This window comes from bacterium, from assembly GCA_020440705.1.
GTDB lineage: Bacteria > Krumholzibacteriota > Krumholzibacteriia > LZORAL124-64-63 > LZORAL124-64-63 > JAGRNP01.
In genome coordinates this window covers 1-15166 of sequence record JAGRNP010000035.1, presented here as the reverse complement: position 1 = coordinate 15166, position 15166 = coordinate 1, and the positions used below count along the sequence as shown (strand labels likewise).

The following is a 15166-nucleotide window of genomic DNA, read 5'->3' as shown; positions in this document are numbered from 1 at the left end:
TTGTCACCGCGATGGAGCGCGACAAGCCCTCACACGGGATGGCAACACACGATGCTGGACAACCGGATCTTCCGGCTGCCGGGGCCCTTGCCGGGGGGATCCTGGCTGATCGGGCCCTGGGATGAGCACACCGCCGAGCTGGCCCGCCAACGGGACGGCCGCGTCTGTGCCGATCCGGGCGCGGCCCTGGCCGAGATCTCGGCCGACGCTTCCGGTTCCGTCGCCGGCTCCCTCGTTTTCCTCCACCAGGATGCCTTCGCCGGACAGGACGGCGGTGACGCCCTCGTGTCCTGGCTCGAAGCCCTCGCCGAACTGCGCCGGCCGCTGCTGCCGGTCCTGATCCACGGCAATCTCGACGGGCGCCTGCTCGTGCGCTTCTTCCGGGTCGGCCTTTTCGACGCGCTCTCGGTGCCCCTGGACCAGCCCGCCTGGGTGAACATGCTCCTGCGGGCCGAACGCCGGCTCGAGTTCCGCCATCACACCCATCTGATCCTCGAGACCAGCGGCCAGACGCGCCAGCTGCTGCGCCATCTGCGCGATCAGCTCGGCGGCGGCGACGCGGGAGCCGTGGGCGATCTCATGGGTGCGCGCGAGAGTCTCGAGGCGGCCAACCGCCAGCTCACCGACGCCATGGCCGAGCTCAGCCTGCTGTACCGTTTCGGGCGCGAGCTGAGCAACGCCGGCAACTGGGACGAGGTCCTGCGCGAGATCCTGCAGAACCTGACCGAATTCGTGGGCGCCGGCGGAGCGGCCCTGATCCTCCGTTCGGCTCCGGGCGGCGGCTACAGTCCGCGCCAGACCTGGCAGTGGGAGGAGACCGCCTGGGACAAGGTGCTCGTGAACCTGCAGGACGAGGTCGACGCGGCGGTGGCCGAGAGCATCATGGCCCCCGGCGTGTTCCGCGTGAGCCCGCCCGGCAGCGGCGCCGGGGAGCAGGGGCGGCGCATCATCGCCCTGCCGCTGGAGCACCAGGAGATCCGGCTCGGTTTCCTGCTGCTGCTCTTCGTCAGTCCCGACGCCCGCGATGCGGTGGCGGCGCGGTATCTGCCTTTCCTGCAGGCCGTGCAGGTGGTGCTGTCCGAAGAGGTGGCCGGAGCCCAGATGCTCGACCGCATCCGGGACATCGGCGCCTTCAACGCGCGCGTGCTCGAGACGGTGCGCTCGTCGATCTGGGTGCTCGACGAGGCGGGGCGGACGGTGTACTGCAACCGCTCGGGCCAGGAGATGCTGACCGGGCGGGGCGCGCCCGACATGGCGCCGGAGGATTTCCTCTTCCGCGTCGGCCGCGGCCGGGGCGGTGCGCCGGAGGGCCAAACGGTGCCGTCGGGCCCGGAGCTGCTGGCCGACGCCCGGCTGCGCCTGGATGGCCACGGGGGCCTGGTGCTGCCGGTGCTGCGCGACGCCCGGGGCGGCACCTTCCGGGGCGAGGGGGAGATCCTGCGCGGGGACGGCAGCGGGATCCCGGTGCTGCTGCAGTCGTCGCTCATGCCGGGACGGGTCCGCGACGAGACCTGGCTGGTGGTCGTGGCCGAGGATCTGCGCGACTCGCGCCAGCTCGAGGCGGAGCGGCTGCGGTCGGATCGGCTCGAGGGCCTGGTGGAGATGTCCGCGACCCTGGCCCACGAGATCCGCAACCCGCTCATGGGGCTCAGCGCCCAGGCCGAACTCCTGGCCGAGCACCTCGGGCCCGACGATCCCAAGTCGCGGTACATCGAGGTCATCACGGGCGAGGTCGAGCGCATCAACGAGACCATCACCCGCATGCTGAACTTCGTGCGGCCCTACCAGCCGCGCCTGACCGAGACCGCCTTCCAGCCCCTGGCGCGCGACGTCCTCGACCTCGCCGCGCCGCGGGCCGCGGAGAAGGACGTGCGCCTGGCGTGGGCGGGCCTGGCCCCGGGCCAGACCGTGGCCGACCTGATCCTCGCCGTGGACGGCAACCAGATCAAGCAGGTGCTGCTGAACCTGCTGATCAACGCGGTCGACGCCGCGCCGCCGGGTGGCCGCGTGGAACTCGACATCCGTGCCAGCGCGAATCTCGGCCTGGCCGACACCCGCACGGGCGAACGGCAGGCCCTGCCGGGCCTCGTCATCGAGGTGCGCGACGACGGACCGGGCTTCGCCGCGTCCGATGCCGCCAAGCTCTTCCGACCGTTCTTCACCACCAAGAGCTCGGGCACCGGCCTGGGCCTTTCCATCTGCCACAAGATCGTGGTCGCCCATGGCGGAGACATCATGGCCGATCGCGTCGCCGACCTAACCGTGTTCCGGGTGCTGCTGCCCGCCGCCGACCGCGTCGCCGACCGGAGCGCCGTGCGCGCCGCCGGTGCGGACGCCGGCGCCGGCCGCACCCTGGAGGAGGAATCCGAATGAGCGCCAGGATCCTGATCGTCGACGATGAAGCCACCATCCGCGAGTCGCTGCGCGAGTCGCTGCAGGCCGAGGGGTACGACGCCGAGATCGCCGAATCGGGCGAGGAGGCCCTCGCCCGCACCCACCGCGAGGTGTACGACCTGGTGGTGACCGACCTGCGCCTGCCCGGCGTCAGCGGGCTGGAGATCCTCCAGGCCCTGCGCAACCAGGGCAACAGCACGCCGGTGATCATGATGACGGCCTACGGCGACGTGGACACCGCCGTCAGCGCCATGCGCAGCGGGGCCTACGACTTCATCCCGAAGCCGTTCAAGCTGAGCGACATCAAGAAGCAGGTGCGCGCCGCCCTGCGCGCCGCCCCGGTGGCGATCGAGGCGCCCGAACCCGAACCGGAGGAGGAGCAGCCCGCCGTCCGCTCCCACGCCGCCGCCCGCACGGCGCCCGACATGGACGGCCAGTACCTGCGCATGATCAAGTCCTGTCCGGGGCTCGCGCGCGTGGCCGACATCCTCGAGAAGATCGGCGCCAGCCGCAGCGGCAACGACACCTCGATCCTGATCCAGGGCGAGTCGGGCGCCGGCAAGGAGATCATCGCCCGGGCCATCCACGAGGTGAGCCAGGGCAGCAGCGACCGCTTCATGGAGATCAACTGCGCCGCCGTGCCGGAGAACCTGCTCGAGAGCGAGCTCTTCGGGCACGTGAAGGGCGCCTTCACCGACGCCAAGAACGCCAAGGAGGGACTCTTCGAGCTGGCCGGCGGCGGTTCGATCTTCCTCGACGAGATCGGCGAAATGGGCATCCTGCTCCAGAGTCGTCTGCTGCGCGTGCTGGAGAACCGGCGCTTCCGGCGCGTGGGCGGCAAGGACGACTACGAGGTGAAGGCCCGCATCGTGGCGGCGACCAACCGCAAGCTGAGCGAAGCCATCGAGTCGGGCACCTTTCGCAACGACCTCTACTACCGCCTGCAGGTGGTGGAGATCGAGGTGCCGCCCCTGCGCGAGCGCCCGCAGGATCTCGAGATCCTCGTCAACGCCTTCATCCGCGAGTTCAACGGCCAGCTGGGTCTGCAGACCGCGCCCATCGACGCGGGCCTGCTGGAGATGCTGCAGAAGTATCCGTGGCCCGGCAACGTGCGCGAGCTGAAGAACGTGCTCAAGCGGATCATGATCCTCGACGAACCGGCGGAGCTCACGCCGGCGCACTTCCCGGCGCACATCCTGGCGGGGCACAACCCGCGGTCGGGCTCGCGCCAGCAGGCCTTCGGCACGGCCACGGGCCTGATGCCCCTGTCGGAGGTCGAGCGGCTGCAGATCCTGTACACGCTCGAGATGACCGAGAACAACAAGAGCAAGGCCGCCCGCCTGCTGGGCATCAGCCGCCAGACCCTGCGCGAGAAGCTGCGTCTGTACGACGAGGCGGCCGACGCCGACGGCGACGACCCGAAGGCGGCCGAGGCCGAAGGCTGAGTACGGCCGCCGACGCGGTGACGAGAGGGGACGGGAGCGGCCGGGCGCCGCTCCCGTTCTTGCGACCGGCCCGGCGGTGCCTGCAGATCTTGCCGCCAGTTTTTCTTCCCCACCGCTGACCACGATCTGGCCACCGCGGGCTCGCCGCGGCCTCCCACGGGCCGTTTCGAGAGGATCGGCGCCTTTCCCGCGATTCGTTCCCCGCCGGGGCCCCGCCGCCGCGAACCGGCCTCAATCGCCCCCGCAGGCCCATTCTTGCCCCCCGCGAAAACCGGAGGAGAAGATCTTGCCGCCGGTCCGGCCGCAACCTGAACGGAGGCACGGGCCTTGCGGTCCGCGTCTCGACCGGATTCAACCCTCAGCGGCGGGACGCAAAGGAACATGTCAAAAACCGCGAGCAAACTTCAACTCATCCTGGCGGCATTCGTGCTGCTGGCGGCCCTCGGAGCCTCGGCGGCCGCGGTCGCCCAGCCGGAACCCCTGAGCGGGGCCGAGCGCGACGGCTTCCTGCAGTGGCTGCACTCCCTGGAAACCGCGGTGGCCGCGCGCGAAGAGGCGGAACTGCCGGAGGCGGCTCCCCTGTACCCCTTCGACACGCCGGCCTGGGACCTCTCGGATCCGCGCCCCTACCGGCACCTGAGCATCAGCAAGGCCGTGACCGAACTGGAGGCCGAGGTGAATGCCCGCGGCGGGGCAGGTCGGGTCGGCGGCAATCTGAGCTCGACCCTGATGGCCCTCGCCAACGCCCGCAACTACGTGAACCTGAGCGAGTACGACAGCGCCCTGGTCTGGTACCGCGTCGCGGCCGAGATCGACTCGACGGGCAGCTTCCGTCACGAGATCGCCCGCGAGGGTCTGGCCTGCGCGGCCTCGGCCAACGACTCGCTGGCCATGGCCGCCCTGATGACCAACACCCTCGGCACCGACGACCTGACCGGGCGCCAGGACGAGCTCGTCCTGGCCTACCGCTGGCTGCTGACGGCCCGCGACACCGACTCGGTCGAGCATCTGGTGGACAAGATCGAGGCGCACCGCGAGGTGGTGACGCCGCGCCTGCGTTTCTGGCACGCGTACGCCCTCGGCTGGCTGGGCCGGCCGAGCGCCTCGCTGGCCGAACTGCGGGTGCTCGTGCGCGACGGTGGCCTCAGCCACGGTCTCAGCGAGCACCAGCGCGGCTGGGTGCTCAGCGCGCTGGCCGACGACTACTTCCTGCTCGGCGACAGCGACACGGCCCGCGGCCTCTACCGCGCCCTGGCCGACTGCGCGGTGGGCCGCCTGCGCATGTGGGGCAAGAACCAGCTCGCCGGTCTGGACTTCATCGAGCACCGCTACCTGAGCGCCGGCGCGGGCTTCGAGGAAGTCTGCGAGGGCACGCGCTTCGGCGCCTGGCAGGACCAGGCCTGTGCCATGGTGGAGATCGCCCGCGAAATGGAACGCATCAAAGGGGAGGGCGAGCCCTATGGCGTCGCACAGTTTTACCGTCCCTGAGCCGGGCGCCCCGGCCGCCGTGCGGCCGGAGGGCGAACTGCTGCAGCGGCTCCTCGACCTCTACCGCGAGGAGACCGAGATCTACGGCCGCGTCCTGGAGCTTTCGCGGGAGCAGGGCCGCCTCGTGCGCGCGGGCAGCAGCCTGGGCGACGTGCGGCGGGTGCTCGAGCAGAAGAAGAAGTGCCTGGAGACGATCAGCCGCCTCGAGCGCATGGAGCAGCGCAACAAGCAGGAATGGGAGCGGCGGCGCCACGGCTTCTCGCGGTCGGGCCGCCTGCGCCTGCAGCAGGCCCTGGACGGCGTCTCGGGGCTCATCGAGGAGATCCTCGCCTGCGAGGAGCAGAACGACATGGAACTCATCGAACAGGCGAGCGCGATCTGATGACCCGGACCTGCCCCGAACCGACCCTCCCGCGCAGCGGCCGCCCGAGCCGCGACCGCCGTCTGCTGCGGGGCTACCTGCACAAGACGAGCAACAGCCTGTGCGGGATCAAGGGCTACGCGAGCCTCATCGCGGCGCCGGCCGTCGACGACGACCCGGCGGTGGTGTGGGCCCGCAAGATCATCTCCGAGGTGGAGAAGATGGAGCAGATCTTCCGCTCGGTCGGCGACCTGACGACCCCCCGGGGCAACCCGGACGTGGGCGTCGACCTGCCGCGCCTCCTCGGCGACGTCTTCGACGTCTGCGAGCGGAAGTGCCCCGGCCTGCAGGTGCTGAGCGGGCGGGTGCCCCACGGCGACCTGCTCCTGCCGCGGGCCGACCTGTGTCTCGTGCTGACCGAGCTGCTGTGCAACGCCCACGAGGGCGCCGACGGCACCCCGCACCGGGTCCGGGTCGAGGTGACGGCGGCGGTGCAGCCCACCGGACGGCTGGCCCTGACCCTGCGGGACGACGGTCCGGGCATCGGTCCGGAGCTGCTGGCCCAGGCGACCGGCCCCTTCGTGACGACCAAGGACGACCACGTGGGCGTGGGCCTGACCCGGGTGGAGACCCTTCTGGACATGTACGGCCTGGCGTGGGCCCTGCGCAGCACGCCCGGCGAAGGCACGACGGTCACCGTCGAGGTGGCGACGGCCCTGACGAGCGGATCCTGAACGAGGCGACGAACGGAGACCGGCCTCCGGGCCGGGTTCACGGAAGACCTGAAGAAAGGCGAGCGATGACGAGCAAGCGCACAATCCTGGTGGTCGACGACGAGCAGACGATGCGGGACTTCCTGACCACCTCGCTCAAGGGGCGGTACCACGTCCGGAGCGCCGGCAACGTGACCGAGGCCCTGGCCGTGCTGCGGCAGGGGGGCGTCGACCTCGTCCTGTCGGACATGCAGATGCCCGGTCGGGGCGGACTCGAGCTCCTGCAGGACATCCGCGGCGGGATCGCCGGTCAGCCCCTCGTCATCATGATGACCGCCTTCGGCTCCATCGAACTGGCCCTCGAGGCGGTGCGGCAGGGGGCGCAGGACTTCCTCACCAAGCCCTTCGGCATGGACCAGCTCGACCTGGCCATCACCCGCGCCTTCGAGCTGGCCAAGCTCAAGACCGAGGTCACCAGTCTGCGGACCAACATCGCCGTGCGCTCGGAGCAGCGCGGCCTGCTGGGCAACAATCCGGCCATGGTGCAGCTCCGCGAGAAGATCGAGATGATCGCCGACAGCAAGGGCACCGTCCTGCTCCAGGGCGAGAGCGGCACCGGCAAGGAGGTCGTGGCCCGGGCGATCCACGAGGCGGGCAGCCGCCGCGACGGGCCGTTCATCCGCATCAACTGCGCGGCGATTCCCGAGGCCCTGCTCGAGTCCGAGCTCTTCGGCTACGAGCGGGGAGCCTTCACCGGCGCCGTGGGCGCGCGCCAGGGCAAGTTCGAACTGGCGGACGGCGGCACGCTGCTGCTCGACGAGATCTCGGAGATGCCCTTCGCCATGCAGGCGAAGCTGCTGCGGGTGCTGCAGGAGCGGGAGTTCATGCGGCTGGGCGCCAAGTACGCCACCAAGGCCGACGTGCGCATCATCGCGACCACGAACCGGAACCTGAAGGAGGAGATCAAGGCCCGCAACTTCCGCGAGGACCTCTATTTCCGCCTGAACGTGATCCCCCTGCGCATCGTGCCGCTGCGCCTGCGCAAGGACGACATCCCGCTGCTCGCCAGCTACTTCTGCCAGAACTTCTGCGCCGAGAACAACAAGCCCCTGCTCGAGATCTCCGAGGCGGCCATGCGCTGCCTGATGCGCCTGGACTGGCCCGGCAACGTGCGCCAGCTGCAGAACGTGATCGAGCGGGCGGTGATCCTGTCGGGCGCCGAGACCCTCGACGAGGAGATCCTGGGCCTGAGCGAGGAGATGGACGCCACGGAGCGCACCGCGAGCCTGTCCCACGACATGACGCTCAAGGACATGGAGCGCGAGCTCATCATGCGCAAGCTGGAGAACACGCGCGGCAACCGCACGCAGGCGGCCCAGGAGCTGGGCATCAGCGTGCGCACCCTGCGCAACAAGCTGAACCTCTACACCGACATGGGTCTCGAGATCCCGGGTTAGGACCATGATCAGCACCGGCATCTTCAACAAGGCTCATCTGAGCACCCTCAAGAAGGCCGTCGACGTCTACGCGCGGCGGCACGAGGTGACGAGCCAGAACATCGCCAACGTCGAGACGGCGGGCTACCGCTCGCAGCGCCTCAAGTTCGAGGAGATGCTCGACAGCGAGCAGATGCGCCTGCGGGGCACGACCACCCACCGCAACCACATCCCCATCGGTCGGCAGGACATCGGGGCGACCCGCGACCAGGTCGAGGATGCCCGGAGCGGGTTCGACAACGGGGTCAACGACGTGGACATCGACACCGAGATGACGGCCCTGGCCACGAACGATCTCAGCTACCGCATGGCGACCCGGCTGCTCAGCCAGCGCTACGCCATGCTGCGCGGCGCCATCAAGGGCCGCATGTAGCGCCTGAAAGGAGCGGAACATGGGCAACGGACTCTTCAGCTCGATTCGCGTCAGCGCGTCGGGCATGCGGGGACAGCGGACCAAGATGGACGTGGTCTCCCGCAACCTGGCCAACGCCGAGACGACGCGGACGGCCGAGGGCACGCCCTACCGGCGGCAGCGGGCCATCTTCGAGCAGGTGCTCGGGGAGAAGGTGCGCGACCGGCAGACCGTCCTGGGCAACGACAGCCGGCTCAGCCGCACCCACCCGGCCCACATGACCGAGACGATCGGATCGGCCGTGGAGCCGGGGGGCGGCGTCGAGAGCGCGGTCGACGTGGCGCCGGATGCGTCCGAGTTCCGGGTCGTGTACGACCCCGGCCACCCCGACGCCGACGAGGGCGGCTACGTGCTCATGCCCAACGTGAATCCCATCACCGAGATGGTGGACATGATCACCGCCAGCCGGGCCTATGAAGCCAACGTGAGCGCCGTGCAGACGGCCAAGGACATGTTCAGCGACGCCCTGAAGATCTAGGACGCGACGGGGAAACAGGACGGAACCTGCGGCGGGCCGGCCCGCCGCGACCGGAAAGGCGACCAAAAATGGCGATCGGAACCATCAAGGCCCTCGGCAGCGTCGATCCGCGCTCGGCCTACGGCGTGGGCAGCAGCACCGGCCCGGCCCAGGGCGGCTTCGCCAGGCAGCTCCAGGACGCGATGCTCGAGGTGGATGCCCTGCAGACCCGGCGTGACGAGATGGTCGACGGCATGGTCAGCGGGCGGACGACCGAGGTCCACGACGTGATGATCGCGGCCCGGGAGTCGCAGCTGGCCTTCGAGTTGCTGATGGAGGTGAGGAACAAGCTGCTGGAATCCTACCAGGAAATCATGCGCATGCCCGTCTAGGGCCGATCCTGGGCATCCGAGGGCGAATGGACGACGACAAACGAAGGATCTGAGGTCGACAGGTGGACGGATTCAAGGAACAGATTGACAGCTTTAAGAGCAGGTTTGGCAGGCTTTCTTTCAACCAGAAGGTGCTGCTGGGCGCCGTGGCCACCGCGAGCGTCATCAGCATGGCGGTCTTCGGGTTGTGGCTGCAGAAGGACTCCCAGGCGGTGCTCTTCACCAACCTGACCCCCGAGGACGCCTCCGTCGCCCTCGAGGAGCTGGCCAAGCAGGACGTGAAGGCCGAGCTCGCCAACGGCGGCACGACCATCCTCGTGCCCGAGACCGAGGTGCACCGGCTGCGCGTCGACCTGGCCGCCAAGGGCGTGCCTTCCAGCGGCACCGTGGGCTTCGAGATCTTCGACGGCAAGCAGTACGGCCTGACCGAGTTCCTCCAGAACGTCAACTTCAAGCGCGCCCTCGAGGGCGAACTGACCAACACCATCGAGGGGCTGCAGGGCATCCAGTCGGCCCGCGTGCACCTGGTGCTGCCGAAGCCCTCGATCTTCAAGAAGCTGGCCTCGCCCGCCACCGCGAGCGTCGTGGTGAACATGGGGCGGGGCGCCCGCCTGGGCGACAACCAGATCGCCGGCATCCAGAGCCTGGTCTCGGGCAGCGTCGAGAACCTCGACGCCGAGAACGTCACCGTCCTCGACCAGAACGGCAAGATCCTCTCGAGCGCCGCCGCCGACGACGAGGTGGGCCGCTCGGAGAGCCAGCTGGCCCTGCGCAAGGAGGTCGAGGACCACCTCGCCGGCAAGGCCGCCACCATGCTCGACGGGGTGCTCGGGCCCGGCCGGTCCATCGTGCGGGTCGACGCGACCCTGAACTTCGAGAAGATCGACCGCGAGCGCGAGATCTACGATCCCGCCGCCACGGTGGTGCGGTCCGAGGTGCGCAACGAGTCGAACGACCCCCAGACCGGCGGGACGAACGAGGAGAGCACCACCAACTACGAGATCAACCGCACGGTCGAGCGCATCGTCGGGCACACGGGCGGCATCAAGAACATCTCGGTGGCCGTCTTCGTCGACGGCCACTACGAGACCGGCGAGGACGGGGCCGTGGCGTACCAGCCCCTGTCCGAGGACGAACTGGGCCAGCTGCGCCGCGTGGTGCAGACGGCCGTGGGCCTGAATGCCGTGCGCGGCGACCAGATCGAGGTCGTCAACATGCAGTTCCAGCAGCAGGAGCTGCCCGGCGGCGGTGCGGCCCCCGACTGGATGGGCCTGGTCGGGCAGTACGGCGGCAAGCTCGTCCTTCTGATCGCCTTCGGCGTGATCGTGCTGACACTGCGCAAGAACCTCGGCGGGCTGCTCGGCTCGTTCACCGCGGGCGGAACGTCGCCGGCGGCGGCGGCCGTGGCCGCGGCCCATGACGAACCCGAACACTTCGAGGGCATTCCCGAGATGGACGACCGCATCATCGGCGACATCAAGGAGTACGCGTCCGAGAACCCCGAGCGGGTTGCCGAGGTCATCCAGAGCTGGATCCGGGAAATCGACCTGAGCGGCAACGTCCGGGAAGCGGTGGGAGACTGAGATGAAGGACGATTCGGTCCGCAAGGCGGCGGTGTTCCTGATGGCCCTCGGCCCCGACGTGGCCGGCAAGGTCATGGCCAAGCTGCCCGAGAGCATGGTGGAGCAGCTCACCCACGGCATCGCCTCCATGGGGCACGTGACCTACAAGGAGAAGAAGCGGGTCCTGTCGGACTTCATCAACATCAGCAGCCAGATCTCCGGCATCGCCTTCGGCGGCGAGGAGACGGCCAAGCAGATCCTCGAGGCGGGCTTCGGCACGCGCCTGGCCACGTCGCTGCTGAGCCGCGTCACCAGCTACAGCGAGATCAAGAGCTTCGAGCACCTGAAGAACGTCGATCCCCTGACCATCGCCAACTACCTCAAGAACGAGCACCCCCAGACCGTGGCCGTGGTGCTGGCCCACATGGACCCGCGCAACAGCGGTCCGATCCTGGCCCTGCTGCCGGCCGAACTGCAGGGTGACGTGGCCCATCGCATGGCCATCCTCGAGGCCCCCAACGCCGAGACCCTCAAGGCGGTCGAGGCGGTGCTGGCAGGGCAGCTCCAGGGCGAGATCTCCGCCAAGGACACCCAGTACGGCGGCAAGAAGCAGGTCGCCGAGATCCTCAACGAGATCGACCGCGAGGTCTGGCAGGAGATCCTCGACGAGATGCGCGAGATCGACGACGAGGTGGCCAACGAGGTCAACAACCTCATGTTCGTCTTCGAGGACATCGTGGTGCTGGGCGATCCGGCCATCCAGGAGATCCTCAAGGAGATCGACGGCAAGGAGCTCACGCTGGCCCTGAAGGGCGCCACCGAGGAGATCAAGACCAAGGTCTTCGGCAACATGTCCAAGCGCGCGGCCGAGGGCATCGCCGAGGACATGGAATACATGGGCCCCGTCCGCCTGGCCGAGGTCGAGGAGGCGCAGCAGCGCATCGTCGAGGTGATCCGCAGCCTCGAGGAGGCCGGCACCATCACCATCGGAAAGGGCGGCAAGGATGCAGAAATGGTCTCCTGAGCCCTTCGACGCCCGCCCGGTCGCGACGGCGCCGCCGGGCGCCCAGGAGCGCTTCGCCGCCCTCGACGACGCCCAGCGCGACGAGGGGGCCCGGCTGTTCCGCCGCGAGTCCGGCTTCACCGACACCAAGAGCCTGATGGCGTCGCTCACCCGCGACGAACGGGCGCAGGTCTACGAGCTGGTCGAGATGGACCTCGAGGCCGACTACAGGGAACGGGAAGCCGCACTCACGGCCGAGTTCGAGACGAACCTGGCCGCCGCCAAGGCGGAGATGGCCGGGATCGCCGCGGGCTGGTCCGAGCGCCTGGCCGCGGCGGTGGCCGCCGAGCTGCGCGAAGCCGCGGCGGCGAGTGCCCGGCTCGCCGTGGAGATCGCCGCCAAGATCGCGCGCCGGGCCCTCGTCGACGATCCCCAGGCCCTGGTGCGGGTCATCGAGACCACCCTCTTCAAGGTCGCCGGCTCCCGGCCCCTGACCATCGAGGCCCATCCCGGCGAGGCCCTGTGGCTCGAGGGCCAGACCGCGCTGCGCGAGCGCCTGAACATCGGCGAGATCGTGGCCGACCGCCGCATCGAGGCGGGGGGCTGCGTGATCCGCTGCGCCGGCCAGGAGTGGGACGCGACGGTGCGCAGCCAGCTCGAGAACCTCGGTGAGATCGTCGAGGAGATCGTCGCCACGGCGGCGTCGCGCCCGGTGGACCTGCCGGGGCTCGATGCCGTCGGAGCGGCACCCGACGCCCCCGCCGACGGATCCGCCCCGGAGGACGGCCATGAGCCCGGCCTGGACTGAGTTCGGTGACCGCATCCGCACCGCCGACCCGGTCCGGGCCGTCGGACGCGTGAGCAACCTGGTCGGCATGATCGTGGAAGTCAGCGGCCTCAGCGCCCCGGTGGGCTCCCTCTGCCGCATCGAGATCGGTCGTCACGAACCGCCCGTCCTGAGCGAGGTGGTGGGGTTCCGCGACGGGATCCTGCTGGTGATGCCGTACCAGGCCGCGGCCGGCGTGGCACCGGGCTGCCGCGTCACGGTGCAGGCGACCCGCCTGACCGCCCCGGTGGGCGAGGGGATGCTCGGCCGGGTGGTCGACGGCCTCGGACGCCCCCTCGACGGCGGACCGCCGCTGATCGACCTGCCCCGCCGGCGTCTCGGCGGCACGCCGCCCTCGGCCCTGCTGCGGCGGCGCACCGACGCTCCCCTGTCCACGGGCATCCGCTCCATCGACAGCATGATCACGACGGCCCGCGGCCAACGGCTGGGGATCTTCGCCGGCAGCGGCGTCGGCAAGTCGGTCCTGCTGGGGATGATGGCCCGACAGGCCCAGGTGCAGGTGAACGTGCTGGCGCTCATCGGCGAGCGCGGCCGCGAGGTGCGCGAGTTCATCGAACGGGACCTCGGACCCGAGGGCCTGGCCCGCAGCGTCGTGGTGGTCGTCACCAGCGACGAGAGTGCCGTCATGCGCGCCAAGGGCGCCGAGACGGCCATGACCATCGCCGAGCACTTCCGCGACACCGACCACGACGTGCTCTTCATGATGGACTCGGCCACCCGCTACGCCATGGCCCTGCGCGAGATCGGCCTCGCCGCGGGCGAACCCCCGACGACGAAGGGCTATCCGCCCAGCGTGTTCGCCGCCCTGCCGCGCCTGTGCGAACGCGCCGGCTGGTCGGACGTGAACGCCATGACCGCCTTCTTCACCGTCCTGATCGAGGGTGACGACATCCAGGACCCCGTGGGCGACGCCATGCGCTCGATCCTCGACGGTCACGTCATGCTGAGCCGCGACCTGGCCCGCCAGCACCACTACCCGGCCGTCGACGTGCTGGGCAGCATCAGCCGTCTGCGCAACGACATCGTGCCGGAGGCGGACATCCGGGCCGCCGGCCGCCTCATGCGCTGGCTGAAGGCCCTCGAGGACAACCGCGACCTGGTGAACATCGGCGCCTACGTGGCCGGCTCGGACCCGGTCCTCGACGAGGCCCTGGCCCACGAGGGGGCCGTGCGCGACTTCCTGACCCAGGGCGTCCGCGAGAGCACCGAACTGACGAACTCGCTGGCCGGACTGCGCGAACTGACGGGAGTGGCCTGAGATGCCGTTCCGCTTCCGGCTGGAGAAGGTCGCCCGCTATCGCCGCCAGCTCGTCGACGAGCAGAGCCGGGCCGTGGCGCGGGCCGGACGGGTGGTCGCCACCATCGAGGCCCGCATGGCGGCCCTCGACGACGACATCGCCCGCCAGCGCGCCCGGGGTGCCTGCGGCGGACCGGACGTGAGCGTGCGCGGCATGATGTCCCGCACCCTGTGGATCGAGCACCTGGTCGGCATCCGCGAGGACCATGCCCGCGAGCTTGCCATGGCGCGCCTCGCCTTCGACGCCGAGCGCGCGAAGCTGGCGGCCGCCTGGCGCGACCAGGAGATCCTGGAGAAGCTGCGCGCCCAGCAGAAAGCGGCCTGGGAGGCCGAGGAGCGGCGCCGGGAGAACCGCGACCTGGACGAGATCGGCCAGATCCGCGCCGACCGCCAGCGCCGGTCGAAGATTGCCTCCTGAGCGGCACAAAGTGCCCCGCGAAAGCGGCACGGAAGCGCGGTACGGCGGCCTGCGTGACCGCAAATGACGATTCGAAGGGGAGTTGCGTGTCCGTGCATCGGATCCGCCCCCCGCAGCGCGATGGCACCGGTGTTGCGATGCCCACGGAACGACGTGGCTCCGGCAGCCCGGACACACCGCCCACGGCCGGAGCCGGCCGGGAGCGAGGCGAGGAGTTTGGTCCATGAAGAGCGTCCTGATCATCTCGCTGATCACCTTCGTCCTCATCTTCGGGGGCGTCGTCGTGATCAGCAGCCACCTGAACAAGGCCGCGCAGGGCGGGGCGAATCCCGAGCTGACGGCCGACGACTACGCGGCGGCCGAGCGGGTGTTCCACGACATGGCCGTCGAGCGGGACCGGATCCAGCGCGACAAGGAGGAGCTCCTCGCCCTCGGCCAGGCCGTCGCCGCGCAGGAGCAGGTCCTCGAGCAGGGGCGCGAGAGTCTCCTGGCGGTGATCAAGAAGCTGGAGCAGAAGCAGCAGGAGTACGTGGACGAGCGCGAACGCTCGGCCGTGAAACTCGCCAAGATGTACGAGGCCATGAAGCCCCAGCAGGCGGCGCCGATCATCAGCGCCCTGGATATGGACATCATCCTGGACATCATGAGCCGCATGAAGGAGCGCCAGGCCGCCAAGATCCTGGCCAAGATGGACGCCGGCCTCGCCGCCCAGGTCAGCACCCGCATGAGCCTCAAGGGAGCCAGTTGATGGACCTGATGCTGAATCTGCCCGCTCCGGCGCCCACGCCGCCGCCGACCGGACCGGCCCGCCCGCCGCGCGACCGCCACGAGGACGCCGCCGCGGAGTCGGGGTTCCCGGCGCTGCTGGCCGAGACCCGGTC

The 15166-nt window shown here is 69.9% G+C and carries 15 protein-coding genes; all 15 read left to right on the top strand.

Annotated features, from left to right (window positions below; genetic code table 11):
• Positions 1-51: 51 nt before the first annotated feature.
• The 15 genes from KDM41_07455 (at position 52) to KDM41_07385 (ending at position 15033) form a co-directional block, all read left to right on the top strand.
• Positions 52-2373, top strand: a complete 2322-nt coding sequence (locus KDM41_07455; GenBank protein MCB1183253.1) for a hypothetical protein — start codon at positions 52-54, stop codon at positions 2371-2373.
• Positions 2370-3839 (top strand): sigma-54-dependent Fis family transcriptional regulator, encoded by a 1470-nt coding sequence (locus KDM41_07450; GenBank protein MCB1183252.1) that lies wholly within the window; start codon positions 2370-2372, stop codon positions 3837-3839. Before KDM41_07455 ends, KDM41_07450 begins: the two co-directional genes overlap by 4 nt.
• A 381-nt stretch (positions 3840-4220) precedes the next feature.
• Entirely contained in the window at positions 4221-5327 is a 1107-nt protein-coding gene (locus KDM41_07445; GenBank protein ID MCB1183251.1) for a hypothetical protein, read from the top strand.
• Complete coding sequence (locus KDM41_07440; protein MCB1183250.1) at positions 5299-5709, top strand: hypothetical protein; 411 nt, start codon at positions 5299-5301, stop codon at positions 5707-5709. The genes KDM41_07445 and KDM41_07440 overlap by 29 nt, the downstream gene beginning before the upstream one ends.
• Positions 5709-6422 (top strand): HAMP domain-containing histidine kinase, encoded by a 714-nt coding sequence (locus KDM41_07435; protein MCB1183249.1) that lies wholly within the window; start codon positions 5709-5711, stop codon positions 6420-6422. Before KDM41_07440 ends, KDM41_07435 begins: the two co-directional genes overlap by 1 nt.
• 65 nt (positions 6423-6487) lie before the next feature.
• A complete protein-coding gene (locus KDM41_07430; protein MCB1183248.1) occupies positions 6488-7858 on the top strand; it encodes a sigma-54-dependent Fis family transcriptional regulator in 1371 nt (456 codons plus the stop codon).
• A 4-nt stretch (positions 7859-7862) separates the two neighbouring features.
• Positions 7863-8270, top strand: a complete 408-nt coding sequence (gene flgB / locus KDM41_07425; protein ID MCB1183247.1) for a flagellar basal body rod protein FlgB — start codon at positions 7863-7865, stop codon at positions 8268-8270.
• 19 nt (positions 8271-8289) lie between these two features.
• On the top strand, positions 8290-8787 hold the full coding sequence (gene flgC, locus KDM41_07420; GenBank protein MCB1183246.1) for a flagellar basal body rod protein FlgC: 498 nt from the start codon (positions 8290-8292) through the stop codon (positions 8785-8787).
• 68 nt (positions 8788-8855) lie between these two features.
• Positions 8856-9158, top strand: coding sequence for a flagellar hook-basal body complex protein FliE (gene fliE, locus KDM41_07415; GenBank protein ID MCB1183245.1), 303 nt, complete (start codon positions 8856-8858; stop codon positions 9156-9158).
• Positions 9159-9220: 62 nt separating this feature from the next.
• Positions 9221-10741: a flagellar M-ring protein FliF gene (gene fliF / locus KDM41_07410; GenBank protein MCB1183244.1), complete on the top strand. Its 1521-nt coding sequence runs from the start codon at positions 9221-9223 to the stop codon at positions 10739-10741.
• Between the two features lies 1 nt (position 10742).
• Positions 10743-11744, top strand: a complete 1002-nt coding sequence (gene fliG / locus KDM41_07405) for a flagellar motor switch protein FliG (GenBank protein MCB1183243.1) — start codon at positions 10743-10745, stop codon at positions 11742-11744.
• The gene (locus KDM41_07400) at positions 11725-12531 is read left to right on the top strand and encodes a hypothetical protein (GenBank protein MCB1183242.1); all 807 of its coding nucleotides are present in this window, start codon (positions 11725-11727) and stop codon (positions 12529-12531) included. The genes fliG and KDM41_07400 overlap by 20 nt, the downstream gene beginning before the upstream one ends.
• On the top strand, positions 12512-13828 hold the full coding sequence (locus tag KDM41_07395; GenBank protein MCB1183241.1) for a FliI/YscN family ATPase: 1317 nt from the start codon (positions 12512-12514) through the stop codon (positions 13826-13828). The genes KDM41_07400 and KDM41_07395 overlap by 20 nt, the downstream gene beginning before the upstream one ends.
• 1 nt (position 13829) lies before the next feature.
• Positions 13830-14285 carry a flagellar export protein FliJ gene (gene fliJ / locus KDM41_07390; protein ID MCB1183240.1) on the top strand — a complete coding sequence of 152 codons (456 nt, stop codon included), beginning with the start codon at positions 13830-13832 and terminating at the stop codon, positions 14283-14285.
• A gap of 223 nt (positions 14286-14508) precedes the next feature.
• Positions 14509-15033, top strand: a complete 525-nt coding sequence (locus KDM41_07385) for a hypothetical protein (GenBank protein ID MCB1183239.1) — start codon at positions 14509-14511, stop codon at positions 15031-15033.
• Positions 15034-15166 lie beyond the last annotated feature (133 nt).

Excerpts from the sequence above, each read along its gene's own strand:
- KDM41_07455 (MCB1183253.1), top strand. The coding sequence starts at position 52 with ATGCTGGACAACCGGATCTTCCGGCTGCCGGGGCCCTTGCCGGGGGGA.
- KDM41_07450 (MCB1183252.1), top strand. The coding sequence starts at position 2,370 with ATGAGCGCCAGGATCCTGATCGTCGACGATGAAGCCACCATCCGCGAG.
- KDM41_07445 (MCB1183251.1), top strand. The coding sequence starts at position 4,221 with ATGTCAAAAACCGCGAGCAAACTTCAACTCATCCTGGCGGCATTCGTG.
- KDM41_07440 (MCB1183250.1), top strand. The coding sequence starts at position 5,299 with ATGGCGTCGCACAGTTTTACCGTCCCTGAGCCGGGCGCCCCGGCCGCC.
- KDM41_07435 (MCB1183249.1), top strand. The coding sequence starts at position 5,709 with ATGACCCGGACCTGCCCCGAACCGACCCTCCCGCGCAGCGGCCGCCCG.
- KDM41_07430 (MCB1183248.1), top strand. The coding sequence starts at position 6,488 with ATGACGAGCAAGCGCACAATCCTGGTGGTCGACGACGAGCAGACGATG.
- flgB (MCB1183247.1), top strand. The coding sequence starts at position 7,863 with ATGATCAGCACCGGCATCTTCAACAAGGCTCATCTGAGCACCCTCAAG.
- flgC (MCB1183246.1), top strand. The coding sequence starts at position 8,290 with ATGGGCAACGGACTCTTCAGCTCGATTCGCGTCAGCGCGTCGGGCATG.
- fliE (MCB1183245.1), top strand. The coding sequence starts at position 8,856 with ATGGCGATCGGAACCATCAAGGCCCTCGGCAGCGTCGATCCGCGCTCG.
- fliG (MCB1183243.1), top strand. The coding sequence starts at position 10,743 with ATGAAGGACGATTCGGTCCGCAAGGCGGCGGTGTTCCTGATGGCCCTC.
- KDM41_07400 (MCB1183242.1), top strand. The coding sequence starts at position 11,725 with ATGCAGAAATGGTCTCCTGAGCCCTTCGACGCCCGCCCGGTCGCGACG.
- KDM41_07395 (MCB1183241.1), top strand. The coding sequence starts at position 12,512 with ATGAGCCCGGCCTGGACTGAGTTCGGTGACCGCATCCGCACCGCCGAC.
- fliJ (MCB1183240.1), top strand. The coding sequence starts at position 13,830 with ATGCCGTTCCGCTTCCGGCTGGAGAAGGTCGCCCGCTATCGCCGCCAG.
- KDM41_07385 (MCB1183239.1), top strand. The coding sequence starts at position 14,509 with ATGAAGAGCGTCCTGATCATCTCGCTGATCACCTTCGTCCTCATCTTC.